General features: G+C 63.5%; 12 protein-coding genes and 1 pseudogene. 4 read left to right on the top strand and 9 right to left on the bottom strand.

Annotated features, from left to right (window positions below; all coding sequences use genetic code 11):
* Positions 1 to 117 precede the first annotated feature (117 nt).
* On the top strand, positions 118 to 2217 hold the full coding sequence (locus NX05_RS13035) for a M13 family metallopeptidase (RefSeq protein ID WP_039436879.1): 2100 nt from the start codon (positions 118 to 120) through the stop codon (positions 2215 to 2217).
* Between the two features lie 184 nt (positions 2218 to 2401).
* Positions 2402 to 4417, top strand: coding sequence for a M13 family metallopeptidase (locus NX05_RS13030; RefSeq protein WP_039436877.1), 2016 nt, complete (start codon positions 2402 to 2404; stop codon positions 4415 to 4417).
* A 223-nt stretch (positions 4418 to 4640) separates the two neighbouring features.
* Here NX05_RS13030 and NX05_RS13025 read toward each other — a convergent pair whose 3' ends face one another.
* From NX05_RS13025 to NX05_RS13000, 6 genes are all read right to left on the bottom strand, one after another.
* Positions 4641 to 5339: a rhomboid family intramembrane serine protease gene (locus NX05_RS13025; RefSeq protein WP_039436875.1), complete on the bottom strand. Its 699-nt coding sequence runs from the start codon at positions 5337 to 5339 to the stop codon at positions 4641 to 4643.
* 40 nt (positions 5340 to 5379) lie between these two features.
* Positions 5380 to 5787 carry an MGMT family protein gene (locus tag NX05_RS13020; RefSeq protein ID WP_052239575.1) on the bottom strand — a complete coding sequence of 136 codons (408 nt, stop codon included), beginning with the start codon at positions 5785 to 5787 and terminating at the stop codon, positions 5380 to 5382.
* Positions 5788 to 6247: 460 nt separating this feature from the next.
* Complete coding sequence (gorA, locus tag NX05_RS13015; RefSeq protein ID WP_039436873.1) at positions 6248 to 7618, bottom strand: glutathione-disulfide reductase; 1371 nt, start codon at positions 7616 to 7618, stop codon at positions 6248 to 6250.
* Positions 7615 to 8865, bottom strand: coding sequence for an NAD(P)/FAD-dependent oxidoreductase (locus tag NX05_RS13010; RefSeq protein ID WP_039436872.1), 1251 nt, complete (start codon positions 8863 to 8865; stop codon positions 7615 to 7617). The genes gorA and NX05_RS13010 overlap by 4 nt, the downstream gene beginning before the upstream one ends.
* Positions 8866 to 8872: 7 nt before the next feature.
* Positions 8873 to 10117 (bottom strand): DUF418 domain-containing protein, encoded by a 1245-nt coding sequence (locus tag NX05_RS13005; RefSeq protein WP_039436871.1) that lies wholly within the window; start codon positions 10115 to 10117, stop codon positions 8873 to 8875.
* A 227-nt stretch (positions 10118 to 10344) separates the two neighbouring features.
* Entirely contained in the window at positions 10345 to 10824 is a 480-nt protein-coding gene (locus NX05_RS13000) for an FKBP-type peptidyl-prolyl cis-trans isomerase (protein ID WP_010377590.1), read from the bottom strand.
* 109 nt (positions 10825 to 10933) lie between these two features.
* Here NX05_RS13000 and NX05_RS12995 point away from each other — a divergent pair, with 109 nt between their 5' ends.
* Positions 10934 to 11476: a C40 family peptidase gene (locus tag NX05_RS12995; protein WP_010377588.1), complete on the top strand. Its 543-nt coding sequence runs from the start codon at positions 10934 to 10936 to the stop codon at positions 11474 to 11476.
* 109 nt (positions 11477 to 11585) lie between these two features.
* On the top strand, positions 11586 to 12335 hold the full coding sequence (locus tag NX05_RS12990) for a C40 family peptidase (protein ID WP_039436870.1): 750 nt from the start codon (positions 11586 to 11588) through the stop codon (positions 12333 to 12335).
* A gap of 209 nt (positions 12336 to 12544) precedes the next feature.
* Here NX05_RS12990 and NX05_RS12985 read toward each other — a convergent pair whose 3' ends face one another.
* The 3 genes and pseudogenes from NX05_RS12985 to NX05_RS12975 all read right to left on the bottom strand — a co-directional run bounded on the left by NX05_RS12985 (position 12545) and on the right by NX05_RS12975 (position 15463).
* Positions 12545 to 13033, bottom strand: coding sequence for an acyl-CoA thioesterase (locus NX05_RS12985; RefSeq protein ID WP_039436867.1), 489 nt, complete (start codon positions 13031 to 13033; stop codon positions 12545 to 12547).
* A 245-nt stretch (positions 13034 to 13278) separates the two neighbouring features.
* Positions 13279 to 14113: pseudogene (locus NX05_RS12980) on the bottom strand (class I SAM-dependent methyltransferase).
* Positions 14114 to 14122: 9 nt separating this feature from the next.
* A complete protein-coding gene (locus tag NX05_RS12975; protein ID WP_039436865.1) occupies positions 14123 to 15463 on the bottom strand; it encodes a dicarboxylate/amino acid:cation symporter in 1341 nt (446 codons plus the stop codon).
* Positions 15464 to 15534: the final 71 nt, after the last annotated feature.

Below are 15534 nucleotides of genomic sequence, written 5' to 3'. Positions count from 1 at the left end.
CTGCGACGCGCCGCGATCTGCAATCCCACCTGCATGCAAGCCTCAACAAAACTCAACGCATGCCCCCTCGTGGACGCGTCCGCTTATGCTCGAAGTTCATCCCAGCGACTGGCGCGCATGTCACCGACCAAGACCTCCACGCTTGCCCTTGCCCTGATGGTTGCCCTGACGGGCTGCCAGCGCGGAGGGGAGACAACCAGCACCAAGGAAAAAACTGCCGCGCAGGCCGCTCCAGCGACACCAGCGGCAACGAAACCTGCGTTCGATATCAGTGAACTGGATGCAGCCACCGGCGCCTGCCAGAACCTGGACGATTTCGTGAATGGCCCTTGGAAAAAAGCCAATCCCATCCCGGCCGACCGCACCAGCTGGGGCGTGTTTGATGTGCTCGTGGAGAAAAGCCTGACCACCCAACGCCAGATTGCCGAAGACGCAGCAAAACAGTCGGGGAAGCAAACCAATCCTGTCGCCCACAAGATTGGCATGCTGTACGCCTCCGGCATGGATGAAGCAGCCATCGAAGCGGCCGGCGACCAGCCGATCCGGCCACAACTAGACGCAATAGCCGCGCTAAGCTCAAGCAAGGACGTTGCCCAATACATCACCCGCCGTTTTGCCGAAGGCGATGCGCTGGTCTTCGATTTCGGTGCGCGTGCCGACTTCAAACATGCAGATAGGCAGATCGGGTCCGCGGAGGAAAATGGGCTGGGCCTGCCGACCAAGGAGTACTACACCGCGCCCGAATACGCGGCCATTCGCGAGGCATATCTGGCCTATATCGCCAAATCCTTCGAACTCACCGGCAGCACCGCTGAAGCTGCCAGAGCGCAGGCCAGCGAGGTGCTTGCCCTCGAAACGCGGCTGGCTGCCGCCTCGCTCACACGCGTCGAGGCGCGCGACCCTAAAAATCAATATCACTTCGTCAGCACGGCTGAGGCAGACAAACTCACTCCGCACTTTTCATGGAGCGGTTTCTTCGCTGCGCAAGGCATCGAAAGCGGCACTGGCTTTTCCCTGTCGCAGCCGCGGTTCTTCGCTGAATTCGATCGCCAGCTGGCAAATGCGCCGATCGCGCAATGGCAGGCCTATCTGCGCTTTCATACCATCGACGATGCCTCCAAACAGCTCAGCAAGGCCTTCGTCGACAACAACTTCGCCTTCTACGGCAAGACACTTTCAGGGCAACCCGAACAGCAGCCACGCTGGAAGCGCGTGTTGCGCGCGGTCAACGGCGCAATGGGCGAAGGGCTGGGGCAACTCTACGTTGCCAAGGTATTCACGCCTGAAGCCAAACAGCGAGCGAGCGACCTGGTCGACAACGTGCGTGCCGCGCTCAAGGCACGCATCGAAAATGTCGACTGGATGAGCCCGGAAACCAAAGCCAAGGCCATCGCCAAGTGGCAAACATTCCTGCCAAAAATCGGCTATCCAGACACCTGGCGCGACTGGTCGGGGCTGGAGATCGTGCCCGGCGCGTATTACCGCAACCTGCGGGCGGCAGCCAAGTTCAATTACCACGACGACATCGCCCGGATTGGTAAGCCCACCGACCGCATGCGCTGGTCGATGACGCCGCAGACCGTCAATGCGTATTACAACTCCAGCACCAACTCCATCAATTTCCCGGCTGGAATTCTGCAGCCGCCGTTCTTCGACGCCAGCGCAGACGATGCCTTGAACTACGGCGGCATTGGCGCGGTGATCGGGCATGAAGCCACGCACGGCTTCGACGATGAGGGCAGGCAGTTCGACGGCGCCGGCAACAACGTGGACTGGTGGACGCCGCAGGATCGCAAGGCCTTCGAGCAACGTGCCGAGCAATTGGTCAAACAGTTCGATGCCTACACGCCGCTGCCCAGCCACCCCACGGTGCATGTCAATGGCAAGCTCAGCTTGGGCGAGAACATCGCCGACCTGGGCGGCCTCAACGTCGCCTACGATGCACTGCAAGCAGATCTGCGCGCGCATCCGGAGCGAGCAGTCGCGATCGACGGCTACAGTCCGGATCAACGCTTTTTCCTGAACTTCGCGCGCAGTTGGCGTGGGCAGACACGCGAACAACAACAACTGGTCTACCTGGCAAGCGACCCACATGCGCCAGACAACCTGCGCGCCATTGCCCCGCCCTCGAACATGCCCGCATTCGCCACCGCGTTTTCCTGCAAGGCCGGCGATGCGATGGTGCGGCCCGAGAAAGACCGCGTGGTGATCTGGTAAGCCGACGCAGCCGGCGGCTGCAAGCGCTTTCAGCACGATGACACCAGGCACAGGCCCGCACGCGCGGGCCTGTCGCATTCATGCACGCGGCCAGCAGCGGGCATGAACCGCAGCGCCCGCCCGCCTGCACGGCACGCAGCCTTGCTAAACTCCGCCGACTTTACTTTGGCCACCCTTCTTCTCGATGCCCACCATTCGTCCGCTTGCCCTCGCTCTTGGCTTCAGCCTGATCTCGCTGCTGTCCGCCCCCGACGCCGACGCCGCTCGCAAGAAGAAGGCGGCAGCGCCCAAGGCGCCGGCCGTTTCGGCGGCCTGCACCAGTTTCTACGACTACGCCAACGCCAGCTGGCTCAAGGCCAACCCGGTGCCGCAGTCCGGCGCCGTGACCGCGCTGGGCCAGTTGTCCGAGCGCGCCCTGCAGCAGCAGCGCGAGTTGCTTGATGCATCGATGAACGCCCCGCAAGGCAACGTGCAGAAGCTGCTCGGCGATTTCTGGGCCAGCGGCCTGGACGAAGCAGCGGTCGAAAAGGACGGTTCCAATCCGATCGCCCCCTTGCTTTCGCGCATCGACGCGATCAAGAAAGCCAAGGATGTGCCCGCTTCCATCGCGGCGTTGCATCAGGTCGGTATCCCGGTTGGCTTCAATTTCGGCCCGGACGTAGACCTGAAGGCACTTGATCGCCATATCGGCTACTTCATGCAGGGCGGGATGGGCCTGCCCGACCCAGCCTTCTACACCCGCACCGACGCCGACACCCAGGCGCTGATGGGCCGCTACCGCGCCTACGTCAAGCAAATCCTGGCGCTTAGCGGCACCGCCGCCGACAAGCTCGACGCCGATGCCGCCTCCGTGCTGCAGATTGAAACCGCGCTGGCGCGCAGTGCGCAGTCGGTGCAAGGCATCAACAACCCGTTCAACAATTACGCGCCGATCGCCACCAAGGAACTGACTAAGCAGTACAAGAACCTGCGTCTGGGCGACTTTCTGGAAGCGCAGGGCGTCAAGGACGATCTGGTGTCGATGGCCGACCCGGCCATGTTCAAGCAGCTCGACAGCATGATCGTCAGCATCAAGCCGGAACAGTGGAAGGCTTACCTGCGCTGGCGCGTGGGCGATGCCATGGCGCCGTACCTGTCCAAGAGCTTCCACGATGCCGAATACCAGTTCCGCGGCCGTCTGCTGCGTGGCGATGCGCTGCCGCCGCAGCGTTGGCAGCAGGTGCTGGACGCGATCAACGTTGCCGCCGGCCCGATGCTTGGCCGCGAGTACGTCTCGCGTTACCTGAGCAGCGACACCCGCCGCCAGGCCGAATCCATCGCCGACCAGGTTCGCGACGCGCAGGTGGCCGCGCTGGAGCGTGCCGGCTGGAGCAACGGCGAGGTGGTTGCCGAAGCCAAGGCCAAGCTGGCTGCAATGAAGATCGAAGTTGGCGCGCCGCGTCGCGACCTGGACTACACCGTGCAGCCGATGGGCCGCGGCAGCTTCGGCGGCAACATGCTGATCGCCTCGACCTGGCGTCATCGCGAAGAGATGAAGCGCATCGGCAAGGGCAACGCTGACCGTCGCTGGGACGTGCTGCCGCAGCAGCCGGCGGTGGCCTACGACATCGCGCAGAACCGCCTGATCGTCACTGCTGCGGTGTTGCAGGCGCCGGTGCTGACCACCGGCGGCACCCAGGCCGCGCAGTACGGCGCCTATGGTGCGCTGGTCGCACACGAAATCACCCGTGCGATCGATGCCAAGGGCGCGCTGGTCGATGCCAAGGGCGAACTGCGCAACTGGTGGACGCCGGCCGAAAAGGCGAGTTGGACGATGCTGACCGACAAGGTCGCCACGCAGTTCTCCGCCTACCCGTACCCGGGCGTGCCCAATGCCAAGGTCAACGGTGCGCAGACCGCCGAAGAGAACCTGGCCGACCTGGCCGGCGTCGAATTGGCCTGGCAGGCCTTCAGCAAGGCCCAGCCGGCGGCCACCGAAGCGGACAAGCAGGCCTTCTTCACTGCCTGGGCCGGGCTGTGGGCGCAGCAGTTGTCGCCCAACGAGGCGTTGCAACGCGCAAGCGCCGACATCCGCGCACCAGGTCAGTGGCGTACCGACGGTCCGCTGTCGAACCTGCCGGAATTCGGTGCAGTGTTCAGCTGCAAGGCCGGCCAGCCGATGCAGCGCGTGGATGCCGACCAGATCAAACTCTGGCGCTGATCCTCGCCAAGGTTAGGCGATAAAAAAGAGCGCGGATTCCGCGCTCTTTTTTTGTTTCTCGCATTAGCGGGAAGGCGTGTCAGCTGCGATCCGTGCTGGCTTCTGCGTCTGCCCGTCTTGTAGGAGCAGCCTTGGCCGCGATGCGCTGTTCCGATATGGATGATGCCCATCGCGGCCAAGGCCGCTCCTACGGATCACGTGGAACGACGCAGCCTCGCCTGACTCAACGCACCACGCGCAACGGCGGCTTGCGTCCCTTGCCACCGCCCTTCTTTCCACCGCTGCCACCAAATGGCGACTGGCCACGCCAGTAGCGGATCATCAGCCAACCGAACAGCATGCCGCCCAGATGCGCGAAGTGGGCAACGCCCGGCTGCCAACCGGTTGCGCCGAGGAACAGTTCGATCGCGCCGAACACGATCACGAACGTACGCGCCTTCATCGGGATCGGCGGGAACAGCAGCATCACGCGCTGATTTGGGAACAACATGCCGTAGGCCAACAGCAGGCCGAACACACCGCCCGACGCGCCCACCACCGGCGCCACGCTTTGCGTAAACCAGGCCATCAACAGCTGACACACGCCTGCACCGGCCACACACACCAGGTAGTAGGTCAGAAAGCGCTTCTGGCCCCAGGTCTGTTCCAACGGCGCCCCAAACATGAAAAGTGCCAGCATGTTGAAGAACAGGTGGTTGAAGCCGCCATGCAGGAATGCGTAGGTCAGCAGCTGCCAGGGCATGAAGCTGGCGCCCGGCGAAAACGCGTCGAAACCATTGGACAGCGGCCACAACATCAGCCACGACAACACGCTGTCAGATGGCAACACGCCGACACTCAGGTCGCCCACCGCCCATTGCAGCAGGAACAAGCCGATGTTGGCGATCAGTAATGCTTTGGTAATGGGTGGCAGTTGAGGCATGGCGGCATCCTTCGGAATGCTGCCGATGATAACGGCAGGCTTATGAAGGCCCCCACACGGCCGCATCCAAGCGCTGCGCAGCACTGGGCCGGCGCACACGGCCCTGTTCCACCTGGACGCCTTCGGCGCGCAGCCGCTGGCATTGCTCGCGATAGCCCGCCGAGCCGTCGGGCAAGGCGATCCGGCCATCGCTGCGCAATACACGATGCCAGGGCAGCTGCGAGTCATCGTTGCCGCTGAGCACGCGCGCCACCAGCCGCGCACGTCCCGGCAAACCGGCGCGCTTAGCCACTTCCCCATAACCGGCGACCTCGCCCACGGGAATCGCGCGAATCACCTCAAGAATCCGCAGCCGCGCCTGCTCAACGGACAGCGCCTCACCCTTGGAGCCGGCACGCGCAGGAGGGCTGGAAGAGTGGCGCGGCGCTGGATGGCGAGATTTGGACATCGCACAAGCATGTCAGCTGATGGGTGTGTGTGTACGCATCGCCCCTTCACGCGAGGGGAGGCTAACAGCCTCTCTCCCCCCGGGAGAGGGGTTGGGGTGAGGGTACGGGCGCTGCAAAGCAAACCGCCGAGGCAACGCAATGAGTCGTCGTTCGCCCCTGGGTAAAAAATAAACCCACCTTGAGCACCAGATCGCGCTGGATTGGTGAGTCGCTTGTACCGAATGCTTGTACAGAACCCTCACCCCAACCCCTTTCCCGCAGGGAGAGGGGCTCTAATCCCCTCTCCCATCGGGAGAAGCTGGGGCGCAGCACCGGATGAGGGCACGACCGGTAGCAACGTCATAGCTCGATGCTAGCTCGCGGCATGGTCCGCTGCTGCCGCTATTTTCATCAGACTTCGAGAGCGCGCTGGTCAGGACGTCACCAGCACCCTGACCTCCCACACCCGCTAGACCGGCCTCAATGGATCAACACAATCTCTTCAGACGAGGTGGGATGAATCGCTACGGTCTCATCGAAGTCGCGCTTGGTCGCGCCCATCTTCACCGCCACCGCAAAGCCTTGCAGCATTTCCTCGGCGCTCTCGCCCAGCAGATGCACGCCGACCACACGTTCTTCTTCGCCCACGCACACCAGCTTGAACAAACTGCGCTGCGGTGCATCGGCCAGCGCGTGCAGCATCGGGCGGAAGTTGCTGCGATACACGCGCACCTCACCGTTGTAACGGGCGCGTGCCTGTTCTTCGGTCAGCCCGACATTGCCAAGCGGCGGGTGCGAAAACACCACGCTGGGCACGCCCTCATAGTCCATGCGCGCATCCGGTTGATTGCCGAACAGACGGTCCATCAACTTGCGGCCCGCAGCGATCGCCACTGGCGTCAACCCGACCTTGCCGCCCACATCACCGATCGCGTGAATATTCGGCACGCTGGTGGTCTGGCCATCGTCCACCAGCACCTCGCCCTTGTCGCCGAGCGCAACACCCACCGTGTCCAGGCCCAGCCCGGCAGTATTGGCGCGGCGGCCTGCTGCAAAGAACACCTTGTCGAAAACATCGTTGCCCTGCTCGCGCGGATGCGCAGGATGCCCGTGCACACGCAGTGCGCCGCGCGCATCACGCTCCAGCGCGGTGGTGGTGAAACCGAAATGCAACCGCACACCCAGATGCCGCAGGTTGTCGGCCAACTGCAAGGTCAGTTCCGCATCGAAGCGCTCCAGCAAGCGTTCGCCTTGCACAAACAGATGCACCCGACTCCCCAAGGCTTGCAGCAACCCGGCGATTTCCACAGCGATATAACCGCCGCCGATAATCGCGACGTGCTCAGGCGCATGACAGAGATTGAAGAAATCGTCGGAGACCTCGCCATGTTCGGCGCCCTCCACGTCCGGGCGCAACGGTTGGGCACCGGTGGCGATCACGATGTGCTCGGCGGTCACTGACACGCCGTCGCTGCCCATGATGGTATGGCAGTCCTGCAGCACACCGCGCTGCGGGATCAACACCACACCATCTTCGTTGAGGCGGCGTCGATAGCTGGCGTGGATGTTGGCGATATACCCCTGCCGATGCGTGACCAGCTCCTGCCAAGCAAGCGTCGGACGCGGCACATCGAATCCCAATGCAGTTGCCAGCTCGATCTTGCCCGCTAGATCGGCAGCCAGCCACATCGCCTTTTTCGGCACGCAGCCAAGATTGACGCAGGTGCCGCCCAATTCGTTGGGCTCCATGATCGCGACGCGCGCGCCATGTTTTGCTGCGCGAAATCCCGCGGCGAGGCCGCCGGAGCCGCCGCCAAGAATCACCACGTCGTAGTCGTAACGCGCACTCATGCGAATCGCTCCGCCCGGTAAGGATGCGGGTCCAGCGCAGGTGCGCGGCCCGTGATCAGGTCGGCCATCAATTGTCCGCTTGCAGTGCTCATGCTGATGCCGAGCATGCCATGTCCGGCTGCGAGCCAGACGTGAGGATGGCCCGGCACCGCGCCCAACACCGGCACGTCGTCCCAGGTCATCGGCCGCCATCCGTACCAGCGTTCGATCACTGCGGGACCGCACGGCGCATGCAGGTATTCGGCCGCTGCACGTTCCAATGCTGCCAGGCGTGTGGCGTTGAGCTGCGTATCGCGCCCGGAAAATTCCATCGTGCTGCCGATGCGCAGGCGGTCGCGCCACGGCACCACAAACACCCAGCGATCCTTCAGCACCACAGGGCGACGTGGCATCAGCGGCGGCGCGCTGTAGGTGATCGAATAGCCTTTGCCAGCCTGCACCGGCAAACGCAGGCCAAGCTGCGCCGCCAGCACCGGCGACCACGGCCCGGTCGCGACAACCACCTCGCGCGCGAAGCGCTTGCCGTGCTCGGTCTGCACGCAGGTTCCAGCTCCATCAGGCGTGAGTGCCTGCACGCGGCAGTGCGCATCGATCTCCACGCCACGTGCGCGCAGCACTCTCGCCAGCTCAGCGGTGTAACGCTCCGGGCGCAGATGCGCATCGCCAGGGAAATGGATCGCGCCAGCAATGCCATCGCGAAATGCGGGATCCTGGCGCACATAGTCCGCACCATCGATCACTTCTGCCTGGATGCCCCATTGCGCAAGCAGCGCGCATTCGTCCCGATACTGCGCAAAGCGACGCGCATCGCCGAACACGTAATCCAACCCGTCGTTACGAAATTCGCAGTCCAGCGCATAGCGCACCACCCACTCGTCGAAGCGCTGCCGCGCATCGTGCAACAACGCCGCGCGTGCCTGTGCACTGGACTGCCAATCACGTGCATTGCAGCGCCGTGCAAAGCGCAGCAGCCAGCGCCACAAGCCTGGATCCAGACGTGGTGGGATATACAACGGCGCATCCGGGGTGAACATCCATTTCGCTGCCTGCGCAAGCATGCCGGGTGCCGCCAGCGGCGGTGCATGGCTGGGCGTGATGGTGCCGCAATTGCCGTAAGAGGTCGCCGCACCAGGCGCACCGGCATCGAGCACACCCACTTGCCGGCCCGCTTCAACAAGCGCCAGCGCGGTGGCCAGGCCAATCGCGCCCGCACCAATCACCAACACATCATCGCGAATGACCCGCATGCAGGCGCTATCCGGCGCGCTTGGCGCCGCGCCACAGCGGCGGCACCTGCAGATAGGTCACGCTGCGCCACAGCCATTCCATCGGCCCGAAGCGGAACCAGTACAGCCAGCACCGGCTCAGCAGCACCTGTAACGCGAACAGCGCCAGCGCGAACGGCAATTGCCACACACGCGGCAACTGCTCGAAATAACCCAGCCCGTAGCTATAGAAGATTGCGGTGCACACCAGCGATTGCATCAGATAGTTGCTCAATGCCATCCGCCCCGCTGGCGCAAGCCACGCCAGATGCGGTGCCAGGCGCACCACCCATGCGGCATAGCCCAGGCACATCAACGGCCCGGCGATCAGCGACAGCGCAAAGGCAACTGACAAACGCATGTCCAGCCGCGCCGGATCGATCCACGGTTCCAATGCATAACTTACCAGCATCACGCCTAGCCCAAGCGGCAACACGGCATAGCGCAGCGTTGCAAACAAGCGCGGGAAGCGCTCGGGCGTGGCGATCGCACCGCTGCGTACAAACCAAGTACCGAACAGGAACATACCGAACATGGACGGGCCGTTGATGCTGAGGCCTGTCATCGCCTCCTGAAAGTCATGCCATCGCTGCGCAGTCGCCTGCACATAGGTGCCGCTGCCAAATGCGGCGCGCTGCGCCTGCACATTCGCCAGTGCCTGCTGCGCGGCATCGGCCATGGCGGCTTTCCACTGCACAGACGCAGTTGGATCGGCCTGCGCCAATTCGCCGGCCACGCTATACAACAGGACCAACCCAGGTGCGCACAGGTAAACCAACGCAGCGAACCACGGCAGAGTGGCTGTTGGCACATTGCGCGCGCTCAGCAGCAGTAATGCCAGTAGCGCATAGGTCACCAGAATATCACCGGACCACACCAGCAAGGCATGGGCAAGGCCGATTGCCAACAGCCCGAGGGTGCGACGTAGATACAGGCCGAAGAACGCGCGCCCGGCCTGCGTGGCCCGCTGTGCCATCACCGCAAAGCCCATCCCAAACAACAGCGAAAACAGCGTATAGAACTTGCCTTGCACGAACACGTAGACCAGCGCATCGGCAACCCGGTCGGCACCGTGCCAATGCGGCTCCACGCCGGTCATGGCCAGATCGAGCGGGCCGACAAAGGCTTCCATGTTCATCAGCAGGATGCCCAGCAGCGCAAAGCCACGCAGGACGTCCAGCACGACGATGCGCTCGGTCGCAGCAATGGGGAACAGCACGTTGCGGGATGTCATCACGGCTCAGGCAACCAGGTGCGGCGTCGCGCGCCGCAGAATGCAAACGGCCCGCCGATGGGGCGGGCCGTCAGGAACAGCAATCACGCAAGCGCTGCGACAGACCGATGCGTAGGCACGACCTGCGTAGATCTTATGCAACATCGCAGCGCCCAATCGGCTTACGACAGTTGCACGCGCGCGCCCTGTCGACCCCGACTACCGCGCAACCACATGCCAGCTCGATCTTAGTGGTGATGACCGCCATCGCCGTGCACATGGCCATGGTCGCGCTCTTCGGCGGTGGCTTCGCGCACTTCGATGATTTCCACATCGAAATGCAGATCCTTGCCGGCCATCGGGTGGTTGAGGTCCACATCGACCACGCTCATGCCGACCTTCTGCACCGTCACTGCGCGCGGGCCGAAGTTGGTCTGCAGCACAACCTGGGTGCCGGGCACCAGCTTGGTGGCGCCGAAATGCTTCTTGGGCACGCGCTGGCTCAGGCCTTCGCGGTATTCGCCGTAGGCGTCGGTGGCCTTGACGTCCACGCCGAAGCTCTCGCCGGCTTCCTTGTCCATCATGGCCGCTTCCAGGCCCGGGATGATGTTGCCGTGGCCAATCATGATCGCCAACGGGTCACGCTCCTTGGAGCTCTCGATCGGCTCCTGGCCGATCTCGGAAACGGTGTAGTGGAAGCGGACAACGCTGTCTTTTTCGATCTTCATGCCTGGCTCTGAATGGGCTGCCCGGTGGCAGACGGTGGAGGACGGCTTGTCGGCCGCCGGGTGCGCCGCCATCATGGCGACCTTTCGAATCCCCCATTATCCCGGCTCCATGCATATCACGCCAGTTTTCGCCGCCCGCCCGCGGCGCGTTGCGGCCAGCTTGTTGCTGGGTCTTCTGCTCTTGGGCGGTTGTTCGTCGCACGCGCCGGTCCGGCGCCCAGCCGCACCGCCGCCGGCAGCGCGCGTGTGGCCGCAGGTGCCACCGGCCGACCCGGCCGCCGCCAACAACATCTTGATGCGCGCATTGGGGCTGGTGGGCACACCGTACCGGTTCGGCGGCAACACGCCCGAGACCGGCTTCGACTGCAGCGGGCTGGTGACTTATGTGTACAAGGACGTGCTGGCACTCGCGCTGCCACGCACCTCGCGCGAGCTGGCCGCGATCCAGGGCCCACGCATCCCGCCGGAGCGGCTTGCCACCGGCGATCTGGTGTTTTTCGGCTCCGGCGGCAGCGTGACCCACGTCGGTATTTATGTCGGTGAAGGTCGCTTCGTGCATGCGCCTACCACTGGCGGTACAGTTCGCTTGGATTTTCTTGATGGAGCCTACTGGCGCGACCATTATTCAGGTTCAAAGCGGGTTTTGCACTGAAACGTGACGTGTATCACAATTCATAAAACGGAAATTTAACTATTTTTGAACGTAACAATTCATTCACCAAGGCATCATCTCGCATCGACAGCAGACCTGTGATTCCCGCGTGACGAACGACGAACAGACCAATACTGGCGCCGCACCGCTTCCGCCCCGGAAACCGTTCCGCCTGCTATGCGCCACCGCACTCTGGCTTGCAGCACTTCCCGCGTTAGCTCAGACCGCCACCAACACACCATCCGCTCCGCAGACGACCACGCCAGACAGCGCCGTCGCCGCCGAGAAAGCCGCAACCCGCAGCCGCGCCGACGCCGCTGCCACCGCAACACTGGCCGCCCTGCTTCCGCACCTGGCCGCCAACGACGCCATTCCCCTGATGGACCGCTCGGCGATGTTTGCCGGCGACCTCAGCCGCCTGCTTGCCAATTACGACGTTTCGCAGAGCGCGGTCAACGCTGCCCAGAACGCCGTGGCCGACAGCCGTGTGCAGGTGATCCTGCAGCGCGCCATGGCACTGCTCGGCACCCCGTATGTCTGGGGCGGCGAGTCCACCGAAGGATTTGACTGCAGCGGCCTGGTCGGCTACGTGTTCAAGACCGCGCTCGGCATCGACCTGCCGCGCGTCTCGCGCGACATCGCCCGCGACGAATCGGCCGAATTGATCAAGGATCCAAGCGCGGTGAAGGCTGGCGACCTGGTGTTCTTCGGCAAGCGCGGCCGTATCGACCATGTCGGCCTGGTGGTCGGCGACGGCAAGTTTCTGCACGCACCCAGCCGCGGCAAGGACGTGCGCGTGGATTCGCTGGCGAGCGGCTACTGGAGCGAGAAGTTCATCCAGGCGCGTCGGGTGCTGTAAAGCCCCGCTTGCTTCGCCTCAGTTATGAAAGGCCGCGATGATCTCGCGGCCTTTTTGTTGCGTGGGCTGGGGGCTACTTCAATGCGCACGCTGCGTGGCATGTACTAGCGCATGCTGGCTCGCATGCCAAACGAGCTGGGCCACACACTGCCTGCAGCGCATCACCCGGCCCATCGGCCAGATGACCTGACACGCGCTCACGATGCCAGTTACTGCGAGGTATCGGCCCTGTAATAGGCCATGGTGTCCTCGATGCCCTTGCTCAATTCCATCACCTTGAGCGCGTATTCCGCCAGACGCTGATCTTCCGGCGTGTCCGGCCGCCAGGATGGCACTTCCACCGGGGTGACGCCGTCCGGGTCCATCGCCACAAACACGATGATGCAGTGCGTGCACAGGCGCGAGTCGCCACCCATCGGGCTGCGCGCGCGTACATCAATGGCGAAATGCATGCTGCTGCCGGTGTAGACCAGCTTGGCCGACACCGCGACCAGATCGCCGATGCGGACCGGCGCCACGAAACGAATGCCGCCCACCGCCACGGTGACGCAGTAATGCGCGCTCCACCCGCTGGCCGCCGCAAAGCCGACCTGGTCGATCCACTTCATCACCACGCCGCCATGCACCTTGCCGCCGAAGTTGACGTCGCTGGGCTCGGCCAGAAAACGAAATGTCAGATCACGCTGTTGGCCAATCACCGCCCGCCCTCGTCAATGGATGAGCTGAAAGTGTGCCATGTCGGTGGAGACTCGGCGTACCTGCAACGTAATCGCCGTACCTGTCGACGTGAGCGCGCTACTGGATCGGCAAGCCTCATCTCACGCTTGTCCATCCACCAAGATGCTGGATGCTTTGAGATTCATCGCGTGAGCCCGAGAAGCGTCATCGTCAGATCGCCTGACTCACGCTGCTTCGCGTTATCAGACAACGTCAACACGCACACTCAACTGCCAATCACCCCAACGTTATCCCGCTTACGCAGACACAGCCATGGGAAGTGCGGCTGCGGCAATCGGAGCACCTGGCGCGCGCGCGCTCAAGCGCCGCGGGTCGAACAACCACTGCACTGCAAAGCGATCGAACGTAGCGTAGGTGTGTTGGTGGTAATGCGCAGCCAGTTCTGAAACGCCCAGCTCGGTGAAATAGCGCAGGCTGCGTGCGGCGCTTTCCTGGCCGCGTTGCGGCGTGGCGTAGAGCGGGCTGTCGAGAATATGCAGCTCGCCCTCCTCGCGCAGGTGGGCGAGCAAGCGCACGATCAATGCGGCAGGGTCGGCGAAATACTGCACGCAGGCCGGCAGCACGATGACGTCGAATACATCGCGTGGCAGCGATACCGTCTGGATATCGGCAGCAACGAAACTCAGGCGTTCCTCGTGGCCGAACACGCGCGCGGCCTGGGTAAGTTCGGTGCGATTGACGTCGATGCCGCAGACGTCGCGTTGCAGCGACTGCGCCAGCAACCGCGATAGCCAGCCATTACCGCAACCGAGCTCAAGGATGGCGCCTTCGTTGGCGCGCGTCTGCAGGTGCTGCATCAGCAAGCTGCTGGACAGCGCGCGCGCGCGCCATTCCAGCGTTGCCCCGAGTTTTCCGCTCGGACGCGGCAGGCTGCGCACCTGCGCATCGGTGTAGAGCCGCCCTTCCTTGCGCCGGATCTCCAAATATTGCTGCTCGAACGGGTCGTCAGCCAACCCGCGCTGCACGAACACGCCATCGACGCTGTCCAGCTCGGGCAGTTGCTGCAGCCGTTCGCGCAGCATGGGAAATCCGGCACGCATGCAGCAGCCTCAGCGCAGTGGCTTGGCACTGTCGGCGGGCGGATCTTCCAACCCGACATTGGTCGACGCCGCGTCGTAGATACTCTTGTCGAGCAAGCCGGTCTCCTTGGCCACCAGCACCGGCACCAGCATCTGCCCGGTGACGTTGGTCATGGTGCGCATCATGTCGAGGATGCGATCGATCGCATACAGATAGCCGATCACTTCCAGCGGCAGATTGGCTGCACTCAGCACCACGGTCGCCATGATCACCGCAGTACCGGGTACGCCGGCCGTGCCGAAGCTGCCGAGCACCGAGGCAAGCAGCACCACGAAATACTGATTGGCGGTCAGTGGCACCCCGGTGTATTGCCCAATGAACACTGCGCACAACGCGGGAAAGATGGCGCCGCAGCCGTCCATCTTGATGCTGGCGCCCAACGGCACCGCAAATGCAGCGTAATCCTTGCTGACACCCAGGTTATGCGTGATCGAACGCATCGCCACCGGCATTGCTGCAAAGCTCGACGAACTGACAAACGCCACCTGCATGCCGGGCGCGGCACCGCGGAAAAACTTCCACGGGTTAAGCCCATGTGCGAGCAACAGGCTGCTGTAGACGACCAGAATATGGATCGCGCAGGCCACATACAGCGCCAGCACAAAATTGCCGAACGGCAGCAGTTTCGCAAAGCCGTAGCTGCCGACCAGGCTGGCGATCAGGCCAAACGTCCCGAGCGGGGTCATCTCCAGCACGAAGCGCGTCACCTGGATCATGATGTCGCTCATCTGCCCGGTGAGCTTGCGCGCCTCGGCGACACGCTCACCCAGCTTGACCATCGCAAACCCCAGCAACCCGGCGAAGAAGATCACCGGCAGGATTGAACCACGCCCCGCCGCCAGCACCGTTTCGCCGGCAGCATTGGTCTTGGTGCCGATGCCGGTCAGTGCGTAGAACGGGTTGGACGGCACCACGTCCAGCAGCACCTTGATCGGGCTGGGCACATCGCGCGGCTTCCAGGCCGAATCCACACTCAAACTGAAATGGCCAGCGCCCGGCTGCATGATCGTGCCGACCGCAAGGCCCACGCCCACCGCCAATGCCGCGGTGATGACGAACCACAAAAATGTGCGCCCGCCGAGCGCGGCGACCGATTTTTGCCCGTGCAAGGACGAGATCGCATTGATCACCGCGAAGAACACCAGCGGGATCGCGATCATCTTGATCAGCGTGACGTACAGATCGCCCAGTGGACCGAACCACACATCGGCGGCCGGGCCCATGGCCGCACCGGCGATCGCACCCAGCGCAAAGCCGGCCACCACGCGCTGCCAGAACGGAATGCGCAACCAGGCCGCAACCAGTTTCATGTCGTCGAATCTTCCGGGGAGAGTGCATGCACCATAGCCCAGGCCTGCGCTGCCCGCGAGACCACAGCTGG

Origin of the sequence: Xanthomonas vasicola, from assembly GCF_000772705.2 — a bacterium.
In the GTDB taxonomy this organism is placed as follows: Bacteria; Pseudomonadota; Gammaproteobacteria; order Xanthomonadales; family Xanthomonadaceae; genus Xanthomonas; species Xanthomonas vasicola.
Note: the sequence above shows the minus strand (reverse complement) of the source record. Positions and strands in the feature narration are given on the sequence as shown.

What these genes read in the sequence shown, in the direction of transcription:
- NX05_RS12995 (WP_010377588.1), top strand. Translation starts at nt 10,934, where the DNA reads ATGCATATCACGCCAGTTTTCGCCGCCCGCCCGCGGCGCGTTGCGGCC.
- gorA (WP_039436873.1), bottom strand. Translation starts at nt 7,618, where the DNA reads ATGAGTGCGCGTTACGACTACGACGTGGTGATTCTTGGCGGCGGCTCC.
- NX05_RS13030 (WP_039436877.1), top strand. Translation starts at nt 2,402, where the DNA reads ATGCCCACCATTCGTCCGCTTGCCCTCGCTCTTGGCTTCAGCCTGATC.
- NX05_RS13000 (WP_010377590.1), bottom strand. Translation starts at nt 10,824, where the DNA reads ATGAAGATCGAAAAAGACAGCGTTGTCCGCTTCCACTACACCGTTTCC.
- NX05_RS13025 (WP_039436875.1), bottom strand. Translation starts at nt 5,339, where the DNA reads ATGCCTCAACTGCCACCCATTACCAAAGCATTACTGATCGCCAACATC.
- NX05_RS13005 (WP_039436871.1), bottom strand. Translation starts at nt 10,117, where the DNA reads ATGACATCCCGCAACGTGCTGTTCCCCATTGCTGCGACCGAGCGCATC.
- NX05_RS12975 (WP_039436865.1), bottom strand. Translation starts at nt 15,463, where the DNA reads ATGAAACTGGTTGCGGCCTGGTTGCGCATTCCGTTCTGGCAGCGCGTG.
- NX05_RS13010 (WP_039436872.1), bottom strand. Translation starts at nt 8,865, where the DNA reads ATGCGGGTCATTCGCGATGATGTGTTGGTGATTGGTGCGGGCGCGATT.
- NX05_RS13035 (WP_039436879.1), top strand. Translation starts at nt 118, where the DNA reads ATGTCACCGACCAAGACCTCCACGCTTGCCCTTGCCCTGATGGTTGCC.
- NX05_RS13020 (WP_052239575.1), bottom strand. Translation starts at nt 5,787, where the DNA reads ATGTCCAAATCTCGCCATCCAGCGCCGCGCCACTCTTCCAGCCCTCCT.